Here is a 14,546-nt window from a genome sequence, read left to right on the forward strand (position 1 = left end):
GCCTAGCCTCCGAATATTGTCGCCGACAAGGCTCTCATGTGACTATCGATACAGGCAATCTCATATGCTGCGGCATCGCTCGCCGCTTGCCCGCATAGGGCTAAGTCCCGCACTCTCCCTGATGCAATTTCATCCTCCGGCCACGGGACTTCCAAGTTTCGGATGTCCCCCACGTTGAGGTGCGGGACCGTTGACCCTGCCGCCTTCGACGTGATGACCGACTGAACGCCGGACGACCGCAGCACGACCCACAACAAGAAGCTGTCAGACGCATCACGCGGTCGAATGAGCACAGTCCGTTGCCCTAAACATAGCCTTTGCCCCTCGGACACGATTCCCACTTCCCCAACGGGAGCTTCGCGCGCAAAGATCAAATCACCGGGCTGTGGTACCGCCCTTTCGGTCCAAGCGAGGAAAGTTGCCTCAGACACCGGACGCGCCGACTCAACCAAGATCTTTCCATTGCGTATGTCCCGCGTTCCAATTACTCTCGCGGACCCCCCTTCACCGGTGGGCGCTGTCTTGTGGGCGCAGTCCACGATCGCGGCAACCAGCCCGGACAACGGGCGAAGGCGGCCTACAGACGCCAGAACCTCATCGAGCAACCTTGCAGGAACGGTGCCTAGTGCCTCGGAGCGAGCTACAAGCGCCTGTCGATGACGCTCAACAGCCCAAAGGAGATCGGCAAGGCGCTTCTGCTCGTCCAGTGGCGGCAAGTCGAACTCGTAACGCTGCATTGGGCCCCACAGCAACCGGGGGTTCATGGATCCGGTCGCTTCGGCGGTTCCGTACTCGACGAACGCCTCCGACGAAAGCAGAAAGGGCAGGAACTCCTGAAGCAGCCCATTCTCGGGGATCGCGTCCAGCACGTAGGTCTTGTCAGCGACGACGCCAGAGAAGTCAGGCACCCCAACCTTGCGCAGGTACGGCCGTGCCGATACGAAGAGCACCTGTCCCGGCTGGAAGACGTACCGGAAGGTGGAGCCCATCTGACCATCGCCCACCTGGCCCCAGCGCTCGATTGTCACGCCTTGGCTGTCGACGTGGCCGCCAGCGACGTACCGATCCACACCACTACTCACCGGATCGACCTGCCTACGTGAGCGGCGGATCACTTCGCCCAGCCGTACCCGTTTCCAGGTGCTCTTGTCGAGGTTGAGACTCACCGGGTCACCTCCTGCCGCAGGAGCGCCAACACGTCGTCGATGGCGGTGTCGGCCGCTGCGGCGGCCTCGCGCCAAGCGGCGACCGTGACATCGATGTGATCGCTGGTGGTTGCTCCCTGTCCACTGCGCAGCGGTTTGACGTATAGCGGAATAGCGAGGTTGTAGTTGTTGTCGGCGATCTGCTCGATGGTTGCGACGGCCGCGAAGCCTTGCTCTTCCTCCGACCCTCGATAGGAGGCGAGGATTCGCTGCTGGTGCCGATCATCGAGCAAGGACTGCGCCTGCACTCGGGCGAACTCGCGCACAGCGTTGATGAACAAGACGCGACCGCGCCGCTCAACGGGCTTGCGGGATCGGAGGACGAGCACGACCGCCTCCATCGCCGAGTTGTAGAACAGGCCCGGTGCCAGGCCGATCACCGCCTCGACGAGATCCGAGCGAACCATCGCCTGACGGACTGCGGCCTCAGATACGCGGGTCAGGACGCCGTGTGGCAGCAGAACCGCCGCCCTGCCTGACACCGGATCGAGGCTTTTGGCGATGTGTTGCAGGAACGCGTAGTCGGCGGCATTCTGCGGCGGGACTCCCCACATGTTGCGGCCGTACGGGTCATTGATGAACGCGGCACGGTTCCACGCCTTGATCGAGTACGGCGGGTTGGCGAGCACCACGTCGAAGGTGCGCAGCCGGGCGCCGTCGAGGAAGGCGGGCTTGATGAGTGTGTCGCCGTGCGCGATGCGGCCGTCGGCGATGCCGTGCAGGAACAGGTTCATCCGCGCGATGGCCGAGGTTCCGTAGTTCAGTTCCTGCCCGTGGAGGCGCAGGTTGCGCCACTCCTTGCCCTGCCGGCGCAGCTCGGCGGCCGTGGAGATGAGCATCCCCCCGGTGCCGCACGTCGGGTCGTAGACCGACTCCCCTGGCTCGGGCTTGAGCATCATCGTCATCAGGTGCACGAGGGTGCGGTTGGTGTAGAACTCCTGGGCGGTGTGGCCGGAATCGTCGGCGAACTTCTTGATCAGGTACTCGTACCCCTGGCCGAGTTCGTCCTCGGGCAGGTTCGCCACCGAGAGCGTCTTGGCAGAAAAATGCTCGATGAGTTCCTTGAGGGTCCGATCGGGCAGCAGATTCTTGTTGCCCCAGTCGCCGTCACCGAACACGCCGGTCAGGGTGTCAGGGTTGGCCGACTCGATGGCCCGCATGGCAGCGAGGATCGCCGTACCGACGTCGGTGCTGACCTCGCGGATGTCCTGCCAGTGGGCGCCGTCGGGGATGGCGAAGCGGTGATTCTCCGGCAGCTCGGCCAGCTCGTCGTCACCGTAAATGGCTAGCGCCGCGGCGCGTTCCTCGTCGTAGACATCGGAGAGTCGCTTGAGGAAGACCAGCGGGAAGATGTATTGCTTGTAGTCGCCGGCGTCGATGAGACCGCGCAGCACGACGGCCGCGACCCACAGGTAGGACTCCAGTTCGCGCTGGGTGATGCGGACGCTCACGCCGTCACCTGGCTCGGGCCAAGACCCCACTTGGCCAGTTCGGCTTCCAACGCGGCGCGGGTCTCGCGGGCGGCGGCGTGAGCCGCTTCGAGGTCGGTCAGGGCCTGCTCCAGCGTGCGTTGTTCGCCGTCGTCGGCGGGTGCGACGTACAGCGGAATGTTGAGGTTGAAATCGTTGGCCCTGATGTCGTCGAGCGTGGCGACCGCCGACAGGCCGGGCGCGTCGGCGAACGCCTGGACGGTCCGCAGCAGGGTGTCGGCGTGCTCGGTTTCAAGAATGTTCTGGTTACGGCCGCGCTTGAACAGCGTCTCGCCGTTGACGAACAGCACCCTGCCCTTGCGGTCGTCGGCCTTGCGTCGGCGCAGGATCAGCACGCACGCGGCCAGGCCGGTGCCGTAGAAGAGGTTCGGCGCGAGACCGATCACGGCCTCAACCAGGTCCGCCTTCAGGACGAACTCGCGGATGCGCCCCTCGGCGCCCTGTCGGAACAGCGCACCCTGCGGCAGTACGACGGCGACCCGACCCGTCCCCGGTGCCGCGGATTCGATCATGTGCTGGACCCAGGCCCAGTCGGCGTATCCCTTGGGTGGCACGCCCCCGAGCCGGTTCCGGCCCCACCGGTCGGTGGCCCATTCCACGTCCCCCCAGTTCTTCAGCGAGAACGGCGGGTTGGCGATCACGCAGTCAAACTGGGTGAGGCGCGCGCCGTCGTAGAAGGCCGGCGACCGCAGAGTGTCCTCGTGCTCGATCTTGAAGTCCTCGACCCCGTGCAGCAGTAGGTTCATCTTGGCGAGACCGGAGGTGGCGAGCACCTTCTCCTGACCGTAGAGCTTGCCCAAGAAGGTCTGCGGCCGGCCACCCTGGCGCTTCACGTGCTCGATGACCTCGATGAGCATGCCGCCCGTGCCGCACGCCGGGTCGTAGACCGTCTCACCCTCCTGCGGGTCGAGGATGTCGACGAGCAGCCGCACCACCGATCGCGGGGTGTAGTACTCGCCGGCCTTCTTGTTGGACTGGTCCGCGAACCGCTTGATGAGATATTCGTACGCCTGCCCGAATACGTCCGGCTCGACGACCGCGTTGCTCAGCGTCCTGGTGGAGAAGTGCTCGATGAGGTCGCGCAGCTTGGCGTCGGGCAGCTTGTCCTTATTCGTCCAGGCGGCGCTGCCGAAGATGCCGTACAGCACGTCCGGGTTGATCTTCTCTATCGCCCGGAACGCGGTCACCAGGGCGTGCCCGACGTTCTCGGTGCGGACGCGCACGTCCTCCCAGAGGCTGCCGGTAGGGATGCCGAAGCGATGGTTCTCGGGGAGCGACGCGTACTCGTGGTCGCCGTCCGATTCCGCCAGCGCCCGCTCGTACTCCTCGGTGTAGCAGTCACTGATCCGCTTGAAGAACATCAGCGGGAAGATGTACGCCTTGAAGTCCGCCTGGTCGACGCTCCCACGCAGCAAGTCAGCGGCCCGGGCGAGATACTGCTCCAGCTCTGGCAGGCTCATCGGAACGGCGAGCGTGTCGTGCGTCGGCCTGGAAGCGCGCGCGTAGCGGTCAACCTGGCGAGCATCGATCAAGGTCATGCTTGTTGTCATCTCCTCGCGGCCTGCGAGCACGCACTCGTTGCCGGCCTACGGTAGCCAATGACGGACATGGAGGGCGCAGGGGCTGGCTGCCAGCCCAGGTCGCCAGCGGGATGAGTGGCGGACAGCCGATGCAAAGGGTAATCAGTGCGCCACAGCAAATCGATATGATCGACAGGCTTCTACATCGGCCGATCTAGTCGACCAACAAGATCAAGATAGTCGTACGGACGCAGGCCCACCTTCAGCCGGACGGGGCTGGCGCCATCCGGGTCCACGCCGATTTGCCGCCAGCCGGCCAGGTTGTGTCGCTCTGTGAGGGCGGCACGCACCTATGCAGCATTACAGGTTTTGCAATGCACCTGTAATGCTGCGTCGCCCACGCTAGGTACCCTGGCGGGTTGTTGCTCGCTCGCGGCGGGCAGGTGAGCTCGCCGCCTCGCTCCTGACGGCGAGGACCTGCACAGTGACGAGACGGGATTCAGAGCCGCTGGAGAGCGGACATCGCCAGCGGCCGCACATCGCCGGCAGCCGGCTGTCCGATGCCGGTTGATGGTTGACACGGCGTCCCCTGCGGCCGGCCAATCGCGTTGATGCGGCCGGTGCCGCCGAAGGTCACGTTTCCTCGATTCGATGGCACCGGCCGTGGTCACGCGCCGTGGGAGTTGTTGTGGCGGGCGGGCCAGCCGAGGAACCGGTCGAATACCTCAGCGGCGCTGCCAGTCTCAGCGGGATTGAGCCGGTGCAGATCGTCGATCGCCTCGTGCAGGCATCCGGCCAGGTAGAGGAACAGGCTCACCCGGTTGTCCTGGTACTCGGCGAGGAGAGCGAGTTTCGCCGATCCGCAGGGCCACGGCTGCCCGCACCGGCGGCACAGCCATAGCGGGCGCAGCGGCAGGTGCTCCACGGGCTCCCTCGCGATCGGGCGCCCGAAGACGCGGCGCTGCTCTCCAGTCATCGGCGATCGCCCTCCCGGGCCCGCTGCTCAAAGAGCCGACGCCACACATGGGTGAGCAACGGCGGATCAGGGGGATGCGCCTGCTGCCGCGCGGGAACATGCGTCAGGGTTTCGGATCGCCAGGTCTGGTCGTCCCTCGCGTTACGCGAGACATACACCGTCATGCCGCCACCCCCTTCCAACTCGGTGAACGGTGGGCTCGCCGGGGGAAGGCGAACCCACCGCCGCACTACAGCGGCTAGGAGCAGGCCGCCGGTCACCCACCCACGCAGCCCTCGTGGCAGTACGCAGATGGGGCATCACCCACAAGCGAGCGGAAGTGCGATGCGGCGGTAGCAAGCCATGATCGAGGTTGTCCTCGGCAGCTGTCTCAGTTGGATCTAGCTCTTCGGAGCTCACCTCGCACCCCCGCTCGGTAGGTCGGGCTTGATCGCCGCCGTGTCTTCACCTAATCGCGGAGGGCATGCGGTTCCCAGGGCGGCGATGACGCAGAACTGATGCATCCTCTTTGCGCTACACGGCGTGAGCTGGATGAATGGATTCGTGATGGTCAGCGGCGGAGAAGGGCGGCGCGCGGGCAAGCGTCGGCATCGGCTGGCCGAGCGCCGCAAGGCGATCGGCCTGAGTCAGGAACGCCTTGCCGAAGTTCTTGGTGTCGACCGCTCCACCATCGTGCGGTGGGAGCGGGCAGAGACTGATCCACAGCCGTGGCACCGACCACGTTTGGCTGCAGCTCTCAAGCTGTCGGTCGAGGAGCTGGCCGACATATTGGTCGAGGTCGGCCAGCCACCGTCGCCGCCCAACGAGCGTCTCAACTACGTGCTGCGGCACCCCCGCCGCGTCGACCTGGTCACCGTTGCCTACCTACGGGAGCGGGTGCAGCACCTCGACGAGCGCTACGACCGGACACCTTCGACGCTTCTGCTCGTCGAGGCGGGGCAGCTACACGGCCAGGCAACCTTCCTCCGCCAGCACGCCGGCGACGGCTTTGTTCAGCGTGAACTCGCCGCAGCCGTCGCCGAGTCCGCCACGCTGATGGGTCAGCTCGTGTGGGACGCCTCCCAGCGTCACGACCACGCCGCCAGCGCCGCATACTTCGACCAGGCGGTCCGCGCCGCACAGGACACCCGCGACGCGGTTACCGAGGCTAACGCGTTGCTGCGCAAGAGCTATCTCGCTCTGTACGGTACCAAGCAACCGACCGCTGGCGTTGCATTGACGGCGCGCGCCGCCGCCGTAAGCCGCAACGACAGCCATGTGGTCGCGGGCCTCGCCCAGCTGCACCGTGCCGAGGCGCACGCGATGCTCGGCCAGGCCCGGGACTGCTTCGATGCCCTTGGCGCCGCTGAAGATCACTTCGCCTCGGTAGATCGTCGGGATCCCGCCGCTGCCCTTTTCTGTCCCAGCCATCTCGCGCGACTCGCGGGGTCTTGCTGGCTGTCTCTGAGCAAGCCGGCCGACGCCATGACAGCGTTGGAGGAGGCTCGGCAACTCATCGCCGCACGCCGCAAGTCGACCGCCGTAGTCCTCGGCAATCTTGCCCTGGCCAGCATCCTTCATCGTGACGTCGATGCCGCCACGTCCTACCTGCACCAGACCATCGAGGTCATCGAGCGGACCCGCGCCGGTGGCGGCCTCAACCTCGCCTTCGCCGCGGCCCGTCAACTGCGTCCCTGGCGCGACCTGCCCTCGGTCCAGGACCTCAACGACCGACTGTTCACCCTCATGACCGGGTAGGAGGAGCAACGTGACCAGCATTGGCGATGCCAAGCAGTCACTTCGGCGACGGGTCTGGGATCTCCTTGAACGCGCGGGTGCCGCACCCATCGGCGTTCACGGTCACATCCCTAACTTCACCGGCAAGGAAGAAGCCGCTGCCCGACTCGCCGCATTGGATGTCTGGAAGAAGGCACGGGTCATCGAGTGCAATCCCGACCGGGCCCAACTGCCCGTGCGAGTACGCGCTCTTCAAGAGGGCAAGCTGCTCTACATGGCGGTCCCGCGACTCGCCACGCCGAAGCCCTTCTACCTGCTCGACCCGACCGTTCTAACCGGTCCCTTTGAGGCTGCCGCCACCAGCACCGGCGCACCGAACATCGCCCCCACAGTCAGCCCCGACGACATGCGGCCGGTGGATCTGATCGTCTGCGGAAGCGTCGCTGTCAGCCGGCGGGACGGCGTACGGGTCGGCAAGGGCGCCGGCTACTCCGACTTAGAGATCGCGCTCCTCACCGAGGCTGGACTCGTCACCAAGGGCACCGCCATCGCCACCACCATCCACCAGCTTCAACTCCTCGACGAGGAACTACCCCACGCCAGCCACGACTTCAACGTCGATCTTGCGATCACCCCCACGGAGGTGCTCACCTGCACGACGGGTCGAGATCGACCGGCAGGCATCATCGCGAAGGGCCTCCGTCAAGATCAGCTGGGCAGCATCCCGATTCTGGGCGGCACAAGGTGGCAAGACGCCCGGCACAACCCTTAGCAGGACCATCGAACAAGCGCTTCCGGGCATCAACGCTGGCTTGGCAGCCGAACCCAGAGATCGAGCAGGTCCGCTGGTGGAGACTTCAGTGCTGCGGCCGCGGGAGATGGGATCAAACCGGTCGTTAGTGGAGTTAGCCAACCGACGGATCTGAGCCACGGCGCGCCGATGCACGCCGGCCCGCGCCATAGGGATCGCCAGGCCCGCCAAAGGGCGGGAGCGCCGTGCTCCCAATCTGCTCCCAATTTAAGGGGCAACAGCAGAGAAGCCCGTTACCGGTGTCTCCGGTGACGGGCTTACTACCTGCATATATCGATGGTGGGCGATACTGGGATCGAACCAGTGACCTCTTCGGTGTGAACGAAGCGCTCTCCCGCTGAGCTAATCGCCCTCAGCGCCGACGACTCTACCTGATCGCCGGCACGGACCAAAAACCGGCCCTCAGTGCGTCGCGAGGTAGTGCAGGGCCCGGGCCACCACGTCGATGCCGAGGCTGTACTTGAGCGATAGCCACACGATGGTCGACACGAACACGAGGCCGACGCCGCCGAGCACGAACCGCACTCCGAGTGACTGGCGCTTCACCCACTCGGTCCAGTTGTGGACGTGCCGTCGCGTGAAGGTGAGCAGCCGTCGCGCCCAGTGGAACTCGACCGCCCAGATGCCGAGGCCGGCGATCACCAGGAGCCAGCCGGGCCCGGGCAGGGGGATCAGCGCCAGTCCGATTGTGACGACGAGCGCGCCGGCGATGGCGATGAAGATCTTGAGGGCCACCCGGCCGGTGGGGTTGGCCCGGATGAGCGCGAGGGTGGTGGACACCCGTTGCCGCCAGCGCGGCCGTTCCCGCCGGGTGACGACCGCCGTCCCCCCGGACGGCCCACCCTTGTCCCGTGCCGGCCGACCGGGCCGGTCACGCTGCTCGTTCGGCACCCCGTACCCCCGCTTTTCGGCTGCCTTGAGCGCGACGTTCGGCGCGTTAGGCAGCGTGACCCGATCCACTGAGGATCGCTTCGTCACCATTTCCTCCCCCAGTGTGGCGCGCGCCCGTCACTGCAACCGTGGACTGGACGTTACCGGAGTAAGTCGACGTCTGAACCACCCGTTGCCGGGCGGCACCGCGGACTGGGTAGAAGCGGAAATCCTACAAGAATCTTCACATTCTCGAGGACGTTCCGATCACCTTCCCACCACTGGGTGAAGTCAGCGTATGGCGGAGCGTAGCTAGGAGCAGCACCTGAGTATGGGAAAAGCGGGACACGCGCGTTCCGCAGCGGTGCCGGGGGGAGAACGTCCATGAGTGTCATCCGACCGACGACCGTAGAGGTCGAGACGTCGCTAAGGCTCGTCGCACCTGACGCCACGGCCTTGCCGGTGCGTGCAAGTCTGCGTTACGACCCTGCTGACCCGTATGCCGTCCATGTCCTGTTCCATGCGGAATCGGCGGGCGGCGAGGCGGTCAGTTGGTCGTTCGCCCGGGAACTGCTGGTGACCGGCCTCGACGAGCCGGCCGGCATCGGCGATGTGCGGGTCTGGCCGTGGGCCACCCCGCGCGGGGACTTCGTCGCTCTGGCGCTGTCGTCCCCGGACGGCAACGCCCTGTTCGAGGTGCCGCGGAGCGTCCTGGTGCGCTTCCTGCGGCGGACCTACGTCGTCGTACCGCGCGGCCGTGAGGCCGAGCACCTGGACGTCGACACGGCGGTGAACCGGCTGCTCGCCGGCCGCTGAAAAACCGGAACAACCGGCCACAACGGGGCCGCGCGGATCTGCCGAGTCCGCGCGGCTCCGGCTTGCCTGGACGTACGCGGACAGCCTCCCGCCTGCGGCCAGGCGGGCCTGTTCCGTGCGCGCAGCCGGCCGCTGCGGCGACGGGGCCCTCAGCCGTGCGTGGTGATGCCGCCGTCGACCGGGATGACCGCGCCGGTGAGGTAGGCACCGGCGCGCGAGGACAGGTAGATGGCGGTGCCGGCCATGTCCTCCGGACGGCCGATCCGACCCAGCGGCACCTGCTTCTCGATCGCGGCTCGGGACGCCGGGTCGTCGAGCGCGAACGCCATCATCTTGCTCTCGAACGGGCCGGGCGCGATCGCGTTCACCGTGACGTGCTCAGCGGCGAGTTGATGGGCGAGGCTGCGGGTCAGCATGTGCACGGCCGCCTTCGTGGCGGAGTACGCGTACACCTCCATCCAGGGCACCCGGATGCCGTCGATCGAGCCGATGTTGATCACCCGGGCGGGGTCGTCGGCGGTGGCGGCGGCGCGCAGCGCCGGCAGCAGCGCGGTGGTGAGCCGGAAGACGGCCTTCACGTTGACCGCCCACAACTTGTCGAACGCGGTCTCCGGGTACGCCTCCAGCGGCGCCCCCCAGGTGGCGCCCGCGTTGTTGACCAGCACGTCCAGCCGGTCGTAGCGCTCCCGCACGGCGGCGGCGAGCGCCTCGGCGCCGGTGTCGGTGCCCAGGTCGGCGGGGATCGCCTCGCAGTGCCCCTGCGTCGACAGTTCCTTGGCGACCGCCTCGCACACGTCCGCCTTGCGCGAGGAGATGACCACGCGCGCGCCGGCCTGGACGAACCCTTGGGCGATCATCAGTCCGATCCCCCGCGAACCGCCGGTGACCAGGACCGTCTTTCCCTCGACCGAGAACAGATCCGCCATGCCCATCCTCTCGCGATACGCCCCTACCGTCCGGTAACGTAACCGCCCCCACCGGCCCCGACAACCCCAACCGTCCCACCGCGCCGCCCACCCACACCCGGAATCGTGGCCGCGGGCACGGGCATCGGCGGGCGCGGCGGATACGCGCTCGGAGATGCGATGATCGTCGCCCCGGGCTACCGTCGCAGGTGATGGTTTCTCCTGGTCAGCCCTCCCCCGTTCCGTTCTCCGCGCCTCCTGAGATCGAGACGCTCACCCTGGGTGACCTCGTGGCCGATCCGGCGTGGCGACGTCCGCTCCTGCTGGACCGGGACCTGCTGGTGCTGGTCACCGGTGGGCACGGCCGCGCTGAGCTGGACTTCCAGGCCCTGCCGTGCCGGCCGGGCACGCTGCTGCGGGTCCGGGCCGGCCAGGTGCTCCGGTGCGCGCTTCCCGAACTGGACGCGACCGTGGTGCGCTGGCGGCCGGAGGCGCTGCGGGGGTTGGACGTCGACCCCGATGCCGTCCCGGCCTGGCTCCAACTGGCCGGTGAGGACGAGGACGCCATCATCACCGAGGTCAGCCAGCTCGCGGTGGACTGCGAGCGGCACCGGGGCGTGGCCGCCGCGGCGGGCCTGCTCCGCCACCAACTGGCCGTGCTGCTGCTCCGCCTGGCCATGCTGCCGGACGCCGTCCGGCCCGCACCACGTGCCGAAATGATCACCTTCGAGCGGCTCTGCCGGGAGGTCGAGCGCGGCTACCAGCACACCCGCCGGGTGGAGGACTACGCCGCCCACCTGGGCTGCTCGGTCCGGACCCTGACCCGGGCGTGTCTCGCGGTCACCGGGCGCAGCGCCAAGCAGGTGGTCGACGACCGGGTCGCCCTCCAGGCCCGACGGCTGCTCGCCGCGACCGACGAGCCGGTGGCGCGGATCGGCCGCCGCCTCGGCTTCTCCGAGCCGACCAACTTCGGGCGGTTCTTCACCCGCGAGGTCGGGATGAGCCCGGGTGCCTTCCGCGCCGCCCGCGAGCAGCCCGAGCCCGGCCGGCCCGAGCCCGAGCCCGGCCGGGCCCACGAGCCGCCGGACCCACCCGCCGATCCCGGCCGGGAGACCGGGGCGGCCGGGCGCGTCGTCCGCCCACGCCCACCTGCCGACACCGCGGGAGACCGGCGCCCGGCATGATGGCCTGGTGCAGATCTCGGCGCGCGGTGACTATGCGGTGCGGGCGGCGTTGAGCCTCGCCACCGCGTACCCCCGGTTGCTCTCCACGCAGGCCATCGCGGCGGAGCAGGACCTGCCCCGCAAGTTCCTGGAGGCGGTCCTGGCCGACCTGCGACGGGCCGGCGTCGTCCGCGCGCAGCGGGGCGCCGAGGGCGGCTACTCCCTGGCCCGGCCGCCGCGGGAGGTGACGGTCGGCGCGGTCCTGCGGGCCGTGGAGGGCCCGCTCGCCGGGGTGCGCGGCCTCCGTCCGGAGGAGACGCGGTATGAGGGCGCGGCGGAGAACCTGCCCGGCCTCTGGGTGGCCGTCCGGGCGGCCGTGCGGCGGGTGGTCGACGAGGTGAGCCTCGCCGAGATCGTCAGTGGCCGGCTCCCCGCGCACGTGCGCAGACTGACGGCCCTGCCCGACGCCTGGGAGCCCCGCTGATGCCCACCCCCGTGCTGCACACCGACCGTCTCCTGCTGGAGCCGTACCGTCCGGACGACGCCGAGGACTTCGTCACCCTCTTCACCGACCCGGAGGTGGGCCGGTTCATGGGCGACGGCCCGCTCGGCGCCGAGGAGGCGGGCGCGCTGTTCGGCCGCGTGTTCAGCAAGGTGTACGCAAACGACCTGTTCGACGTGTGGGCCGTCCGCCGTGGCGGCAGCTACGTCGGGCACGCCGAGATCAAGCACACCGACCAGGTCGACGGCCACGAGATCGTGTACGCCCTCGCCCAGCCGGCCTGGGGCGGCGGCCTCGGCACGGAGCTGGCGCGGGCCCTGGTGCGGTACGGCTTCGACACGCTCGCCCTGCCGGTGGTGTACGCGACGGTCGCCGACGCCAACCACGCCAGCCTGGCCCTGCTGGAAAAGATCGGCTTCAGCCACGAGCGCGACATCACGGAGGCCGACGGCACTGCCACCCGCGTCCTGGCCGTCACGCCGGCCGGCTGATCCCGGGCCGGCGGGGCCCGCCCACCGGGCGGTGGGCCGCCTCCTCCGTGGACAGCCGCCGGGGAGCGCTGATGCCGGCGGCCGGGCCGTCCACGGTGGAGCAGCAGCCGGGTTTCGCGGAAAGACCGTCCGGGCATGTTCAGGTTCGACACGGCAGGGAAGGGATACCGAAGGGAGCCCCGCAATGGGTCTCATGTTCCGCAAGCGCAAGAAATACGGCCCGATCATTCTGAACTTCACCGAGAACGGCTTCTCCTCCTGGAGCATCAAGATCGGCCGCTGGTCGTGGAACTCCCGGGCGCGGGCGCACCGCGTCGACCTGCCCGGCCCGCTGTCCTGGAAGCAGGACAAGTCCCGCACCTGACGGCTCCGGCACGGCGAAGGGACCCTGCCCGCCGCTGCGGAAGGGTCCCTTCGCCGTGTCCCGCACCGGCGGCGGCGCGAGGCGATCAGCCTCCCCGACCGACGGCACCCCGGCACCGCCGCCGCCCCGGCGCGGCACCGGCACTCGCCGAAACCGACCCCGCCGGCGGACGGTGGGACGGAGAATCGCGGCATGACCCGGCCCTGGCGGCGGGAGCGCCGCCGTGCCCTGCTGGCCTGCCTGCTCCTGCTGGTGGCGTACTTCGTCGTGCCGGTGGAGCCCGACCCGGACCGGGCCCGGCTGTTGGTCCGCAGCACGATCACCGGGGTGCTGGTGGCGGCGATCGCCTGGCTGGTCACCCGGCAGGTGCACCGGCAGCTTCGCGCCGACGGGACCGCGGCCGCCCGGGAGGTGCCGTCGCTGCTGAAGCTCGCCGTCGCCCTGGTGGCCGGCGTCCTGGCTTTCGCGCTGGCCGATTTCGTCATTGCCCGCAGCTCTTCCGAGCAGTTCGCCAACCTGGAGACCCGGATCGACGCGCTCTACTTCGCCCTGACCACCCTCACCACCATCGGGTACGGGGACGTGCACGCCCAGGGGCAGGTCGCTCGCGCGGCGGTCTGCGGGCAGATGGTCTTCAGCATCGGGGTGATCGCCACCGGAGTGTCGATCGTGTTCCGGCGGCTGCTCCCGGGCGCGGCCCCGCCCGCCCCGTCGGCGCTGACGCCGGCCGTTCCACCGGAACCCGGGCCGGGTGGTTCCCGGCCGAACGGGCCGCAGGATGGGGCGGGTCCGGGAGAGCCCGGTGCTACGGCTGCGGGCCCGCGGCGATGACGACGTCCCCGCCGAGCCGGCCGTGCTCCGGGTCGCGGGTGACGGCGCCGGAGTGCAGCAGCCCGGTCAGCGCCCGTTGCACGTCCGCGGCCCGGTAGACGGTGCCGGTCAGCGCGTGCCGGCGCAGTTCGGTGACGGTACGCGGGCCGGAGCGGTCAAGTTCGGCGAGCAACTCCCGGCGCAGCGGTCCCGGCTCGGGGTCGAGCGCGATGTCCAGCAGCCGCCCGGCGGGGTCGGCGGGGTCGCGGTAGCGCACGCCGGCGTACTCGTCGACCGCCCACAGCAGGTCCTTGAACGCCTCGAGGCTGCGGTCGTACCCGGTGCCGAAGGCCAGCCGCCGCGCCGGCGACCCGTCCCCCGGCACGAGGTCGACCTCGGCCACCAGCGGGAACCCGGCGTCGCGGAGCGCCGGCCGGACGGACGCGTCCGGCGCGGCCTCGGTGACGACGAGCACCTCGGCGGAGCGGCCGGCGGCGGCCGCCAGCACCGCCCGGTCGGTCGCGCCCGGACCGTCCAGGTACGACAGCAGCGGCGCACCGGCGGCGCCGGCCGCCTTGAGCGCGACGGGCAGCCGGGCCGGCCCGCCCGGCACCAGGTGGACGGCGACCTCGGCCGGCAGCGCCGCCTCGACGGGACCGAGCCGGGCCGGCAGTTCCTCGGTGGCGTCGGCGAGCACCAGCACGGTGAGCTGCCGTCCGCGCAGCCGGTCGGCGTACTCGGCGACCACGCCGAGCACCGCCTCCGCCGACGCGGTCGCGGACTCGCCATCTCCGTACGCGAGCGCGACGACAGCGCGCCGCCCCCGCCCCGACACCCGGGGCACCCACACCTCGGCGTGCCGGACGAGCACCTCCCGCAGCACCTCGTTCATCACGCCCTGGTTTCT

General features: G+C 69.0%; 16 protein-coding genes and 1 tRNA gene. 8 read left to right on the top strand and 9 right to left on the bottom strand.

What is annotated here, in order from left to right; translation table 11 throughout:
• Positions 1 to 2: 2 nt before the first annotated feature.
• From GKC29_RS25485 to amcA, 5 genes are all read right to left on the bottom strand, one after another.
• Positions 3 to 1,166, bottom strand: a complete 1,164-nt coding sequence (locus GKC29_RS25485) for a restriction endonuclease subunit S (RefSeq protein ID WP_196255731.1) — start codon at positions 1,164 to 1,166, stop codon at positions 3 to 5.
• A complete protein-coding gene (locus GKC29_RS25490) occupies positions 1,163 to 2,656 on the bottom strand; it encodes a class I SAM-dependent DNA methyltransferase (protein ID WP_155333228.1) in 1,494 nt (497 codons plus the stop codon). The genes GKC29_RS25485 and GKC29_RS25490 overlap by 4 nt, the downstream gene beginning before the upstream one ends.
• Complete coding sequence (locus tag GKC29_RS25495) at positions 2,653 to 4,266, bottom strand: class I SAM-dependent DNA methyltransferase (protein ID WP_230688813.1); 1,614 nt, start codon at positions 4,264 to 4,266, stop codon at positions 2,653 to 2,655. Before GKC29_RS25495 ends, GKC29_RS25490 begins: the two co-directional genes overlap by 4 nt.
• 616 nt (positions 4,267 to 4,882) lie before the next feature.
• On the bottom strand, positions 4,883 to 5,191 hold the full coding sequence (locus GKC29_RS25500) for a hypothetical protein (protein WP_155333230.1): 309 nt from the start codon (positions 5,189 to 5,191) through the stop codon (positions 4,883 to 4,885).
• Positions 5,188 to 5,355 (bottom strand): multiple cyclophane-containing RiPP AmcA, encoded by a 168-nt coding sequence (amcA, locus tag GKC29_RS30375; protein WP_305070148.1) that lies wholly within the window; start codon positions 5,353 to 5,355, stop codon positions 5,188 to 5,190. Before amcA ends, GKC29_RS25500 begins: the two co-directional genes overlap by 4 nt.
• Before the next feature lie 367 nt (positions 5,356 to 5,722).
• On the opposite strand from amcA, the gene GKC29_RS25505 reads away from it, so the two are divergent.
• Both GKC29_RS25505 and GKC29_RS25510 read left to right on the top strand, forming a co-directional pair.
• Positions 5,723 to 6,928 (top strand): helix-turn-helix transcriptional regulator, encoded by a 1,206-nt coding sequence (locus GKC29_RS25505; RefSeq protein WP_230689112.1) that lies wholly within the window; start codon positions 5,723 to 5,725, stop codon positions 6,926 to 6,928.
• A gap of 10 nt (positions 6,929 to 6,938) precedes the next feature.
• The gene (locus tag GKC29_RS25510) at positions 6,939 to 7,679 is read left to right on the top strand and encodes a 5-formyltetrahydrofolate cyclo-ligase (RefSeq protein ID WP_155333231.1); all 741 of its coding nucleotides are present in this window, start codon (positions 6,939 to 6,941) and stop codon (positions 7,677 to 7,679) included.
• 316 nt (positions 7,680 to 7,995) lie between these two features.
• Here GKC29_RS25510 and GKC29_RS25515 read toward each other — a convergent pair.
• Positions 7,996 to 8,070, bottom strand: a tRNA-Val gene (locus tag GKC29_RS25515).
• Between the two features lie 50 nt (positions 8,071 to 8,120).
• Complete coding sequence (locus tag GKC29_RS25520) at positions 8,121 to 8,678, bottom strand: TIGR02611 family protein (RefSeq protein ID WP_370463371.1); 558 nt, start codon at positions 8,676 to 8,678, stop codon at positions 8,121 to 8,123.
• A 294-nt stretch (positions 8,679 to 8,972) separates the two neighbouring features.
• On the opposite strand from GKC29_RS25520, the gene GKC29_RS25525 reads away from it, so the two are divergent.
• Positions 8,973 to 9,404, top strand: a complete 432-nt coding sequence (locus GKC29_RS25525) for an SsgA family sporulation/cell division regulator (RefSeq protein WP_007457244.1) — start codon at positions 8,973 to 8,975, stop codon at positions 9,402 to 9,404.
• A gap of 149 nt (positions 9,405 to 9,553) precedes the next feature.
• Here the strand turns inward: GKC29_RS25525 and GKC29_RS25530 are convergent, their stop codons facing one another.
• A complete protein-coding gene (locus GKC29_RS25530; protein ID WP_155333233.1) occupies positions 9,554 to 10,330 on the bottom strand; it encodes a glucose 1-dehydrogenase in 777 nt (258 codons plus the stop codon).
• A gap of 191 nt (positions 10,331 to 10,521) precedes the next feature.
• On the opposite strand from GKC29_RS25530, the gene GKC29_RS25535 reads away from it, so the two are divergent.
• The 5 genes from GKC29_RS25535 (at position 10,522) to GKC29_RS25555 (ending at position 13,660) form a co-directional block, all read left to right on the top strand.
• Positions 10,522 to 11,493: an AraC family transcriptional regulator gene (locus tag GKC29_RS25535; protein WP_155333234.1), complete on the top strand. Its 972-nt coding sequence runs from the start codon at positions 10,522 to 10,524 to the stop codon at positions 11,491 to 11,493.
• 7 nt (positions 11,494 to 11,500) lie between these two features.
• Positions 11,501 to 11,956 carry an Rrf2 family transcriptional regulator gene (locus GKC29_RS25540; protein ID WP_155333235.1) on the top strand — a complete coding sequence of 152 codons (456 nt, stop codon included), beginning with the start codon at positions 11,501 to 11,503 and terminating at the stop codon, positions 11,954 to 11,956.
• The gene (locus GKC29_RS25545; protein WP_155333236.1) at positions 11,956 to 12,465 is read left to right on the top strand and encodes a GNAT family N-acetyltransferase; all 510 of its coding nucleotides are present in this window, start codon (positions 11,956 to 11,958) and stop codon (positions 12,463 to 12,465) included. The genes GKC29_RS25540 and GKC29_RS25545 overlap by 1 nt, the downstream gene beginning before the upstream one ends.
• A gap of 184 nt (positions 12,466 to 12,649) precedes the next feature.
• On the top strand, positions 12,650 to 12,829 hold the full coding sequence (locus GKC29_RS25550; RefSeq protein WP_155333237.1) for a DUF4236 domain-containing protein: 180 nt from the start codon (positions 12,650 to 12,652) through the stop codon (positions 12,827 to 12,829).
• 192 nt (positions 12,830 to 13,021) lie between these two features.
• Positions 13,022 to 13,660 (top strand): potassium channel family protein, encoded by a 639-nt coding sequence (locus tag GKC29_RS25555; protein WP_155333238.1) that lies wholly within the window; start codon positions 13,022 to 13,024, stop codon positions 13,658 to 13,660.
• Here the strand turns inward: GKC29_RS25555 and GKC29_RS25560 are convergent.
• On the bottom strand, positions 13,635 to 14,531 hold the full coding sequence (locus GKC29_RS25560) for a hypothetical protein (RefSeq protein WP_155334340.1): 897 nt from the start codon (positions 14,529 to 14,531) through the stop codon (positions 13,635 to 13,637). The genes GKC29_RS25555 and GKC29_RS25560 overlap by 26 nt on opposite strands.
• Positions 14,532 to 14,546: the final 15 nt, after the last annotated feature.

It is taken from the genome of Micromonospora sp. WMMC415, assembly GCF_009707425.1.
GTDB lineage: Bacteria > Actinomycetota > Actinomycetes > Mycobacteriales > Micromonosporaceae > Micromonospora.

Excerpts from the sequence above, each read along its gene's own strand:
- GKC29_RS25500 (WP_155333230.1), bottom strand. The coding sequence starts at position 5,191 with ATGACTGGAGAGCAGCGCCGCGTCTTCGGGCGCCCGATCGCGAGGGAG.
- amcA (WP_305070148.1), bottom strand. The coding sequence starts at position 5,355 with ATGACGGTGTATGTCTCGCGTAACGCGAGGGACGACCAGACCTGGCGA.
- GKC29_RS25505 (WP_230689112.1), top strand. The coding sequence starts at position 5,723 with ATGAATGGATTCGTGATGGTCAGCGGCGGAGAAGGGCGGCGCGCGGGC.
- GKC29_RS25525 (WP_007457244.1), top strand. The coding sequence starts at position 8,973 with ATGAGTGTCATCCGACCGACGACCGTAGAGGTCGAGACGTCGCTAAGG.
- GKC29_RS25530 (WP_155333233.1), bottom strand. The coding sequence starts at position 10,330 with ATGGCGGATCTGTTCTCGGTCGAGGGAAAGACGGTCCTGGTCACCGGC.
- GKC29_RS25535 (WP_155333234.1), top strand. The coding sequence starts at position 10,522 with ATGGTTTCTCCTGGTCAGCCCTCCCCCGTTCCGTTCTCCGCGCCTCCT.
- GKC29_RS25545 (WP_155333236.1), top strand. The coding sequence starts at position 11,956 with ATGCCCACCCCCGTGCTGCACACCGACCGTCTCCTGCTGGAGCCGTAC.
- GKC29_RS25550 (WP_155333237.1), top strand. The coding sequence starts at position 12,650 with ATGGGTCTCATGTTCCGCAAGCGCAAGAAATACGGCCCGATCATTCTG.
- GKC29_RS25555 (WP_155333238.1), top strand. The coding sequence starts at position 13,022 with ATGACCCGGCCCTGGCGGCGGGAGCGCCGCCGTGCCCTGCTGGCCTGC.
- GKC29_RS25560 (WP_155334340.1), bottom strand. The coding sequence starts at position 14,531 with ATGAACGAGGTGCTGCGGGAGGTGCTCGTCCGGCACGCCGAGGTGTGG.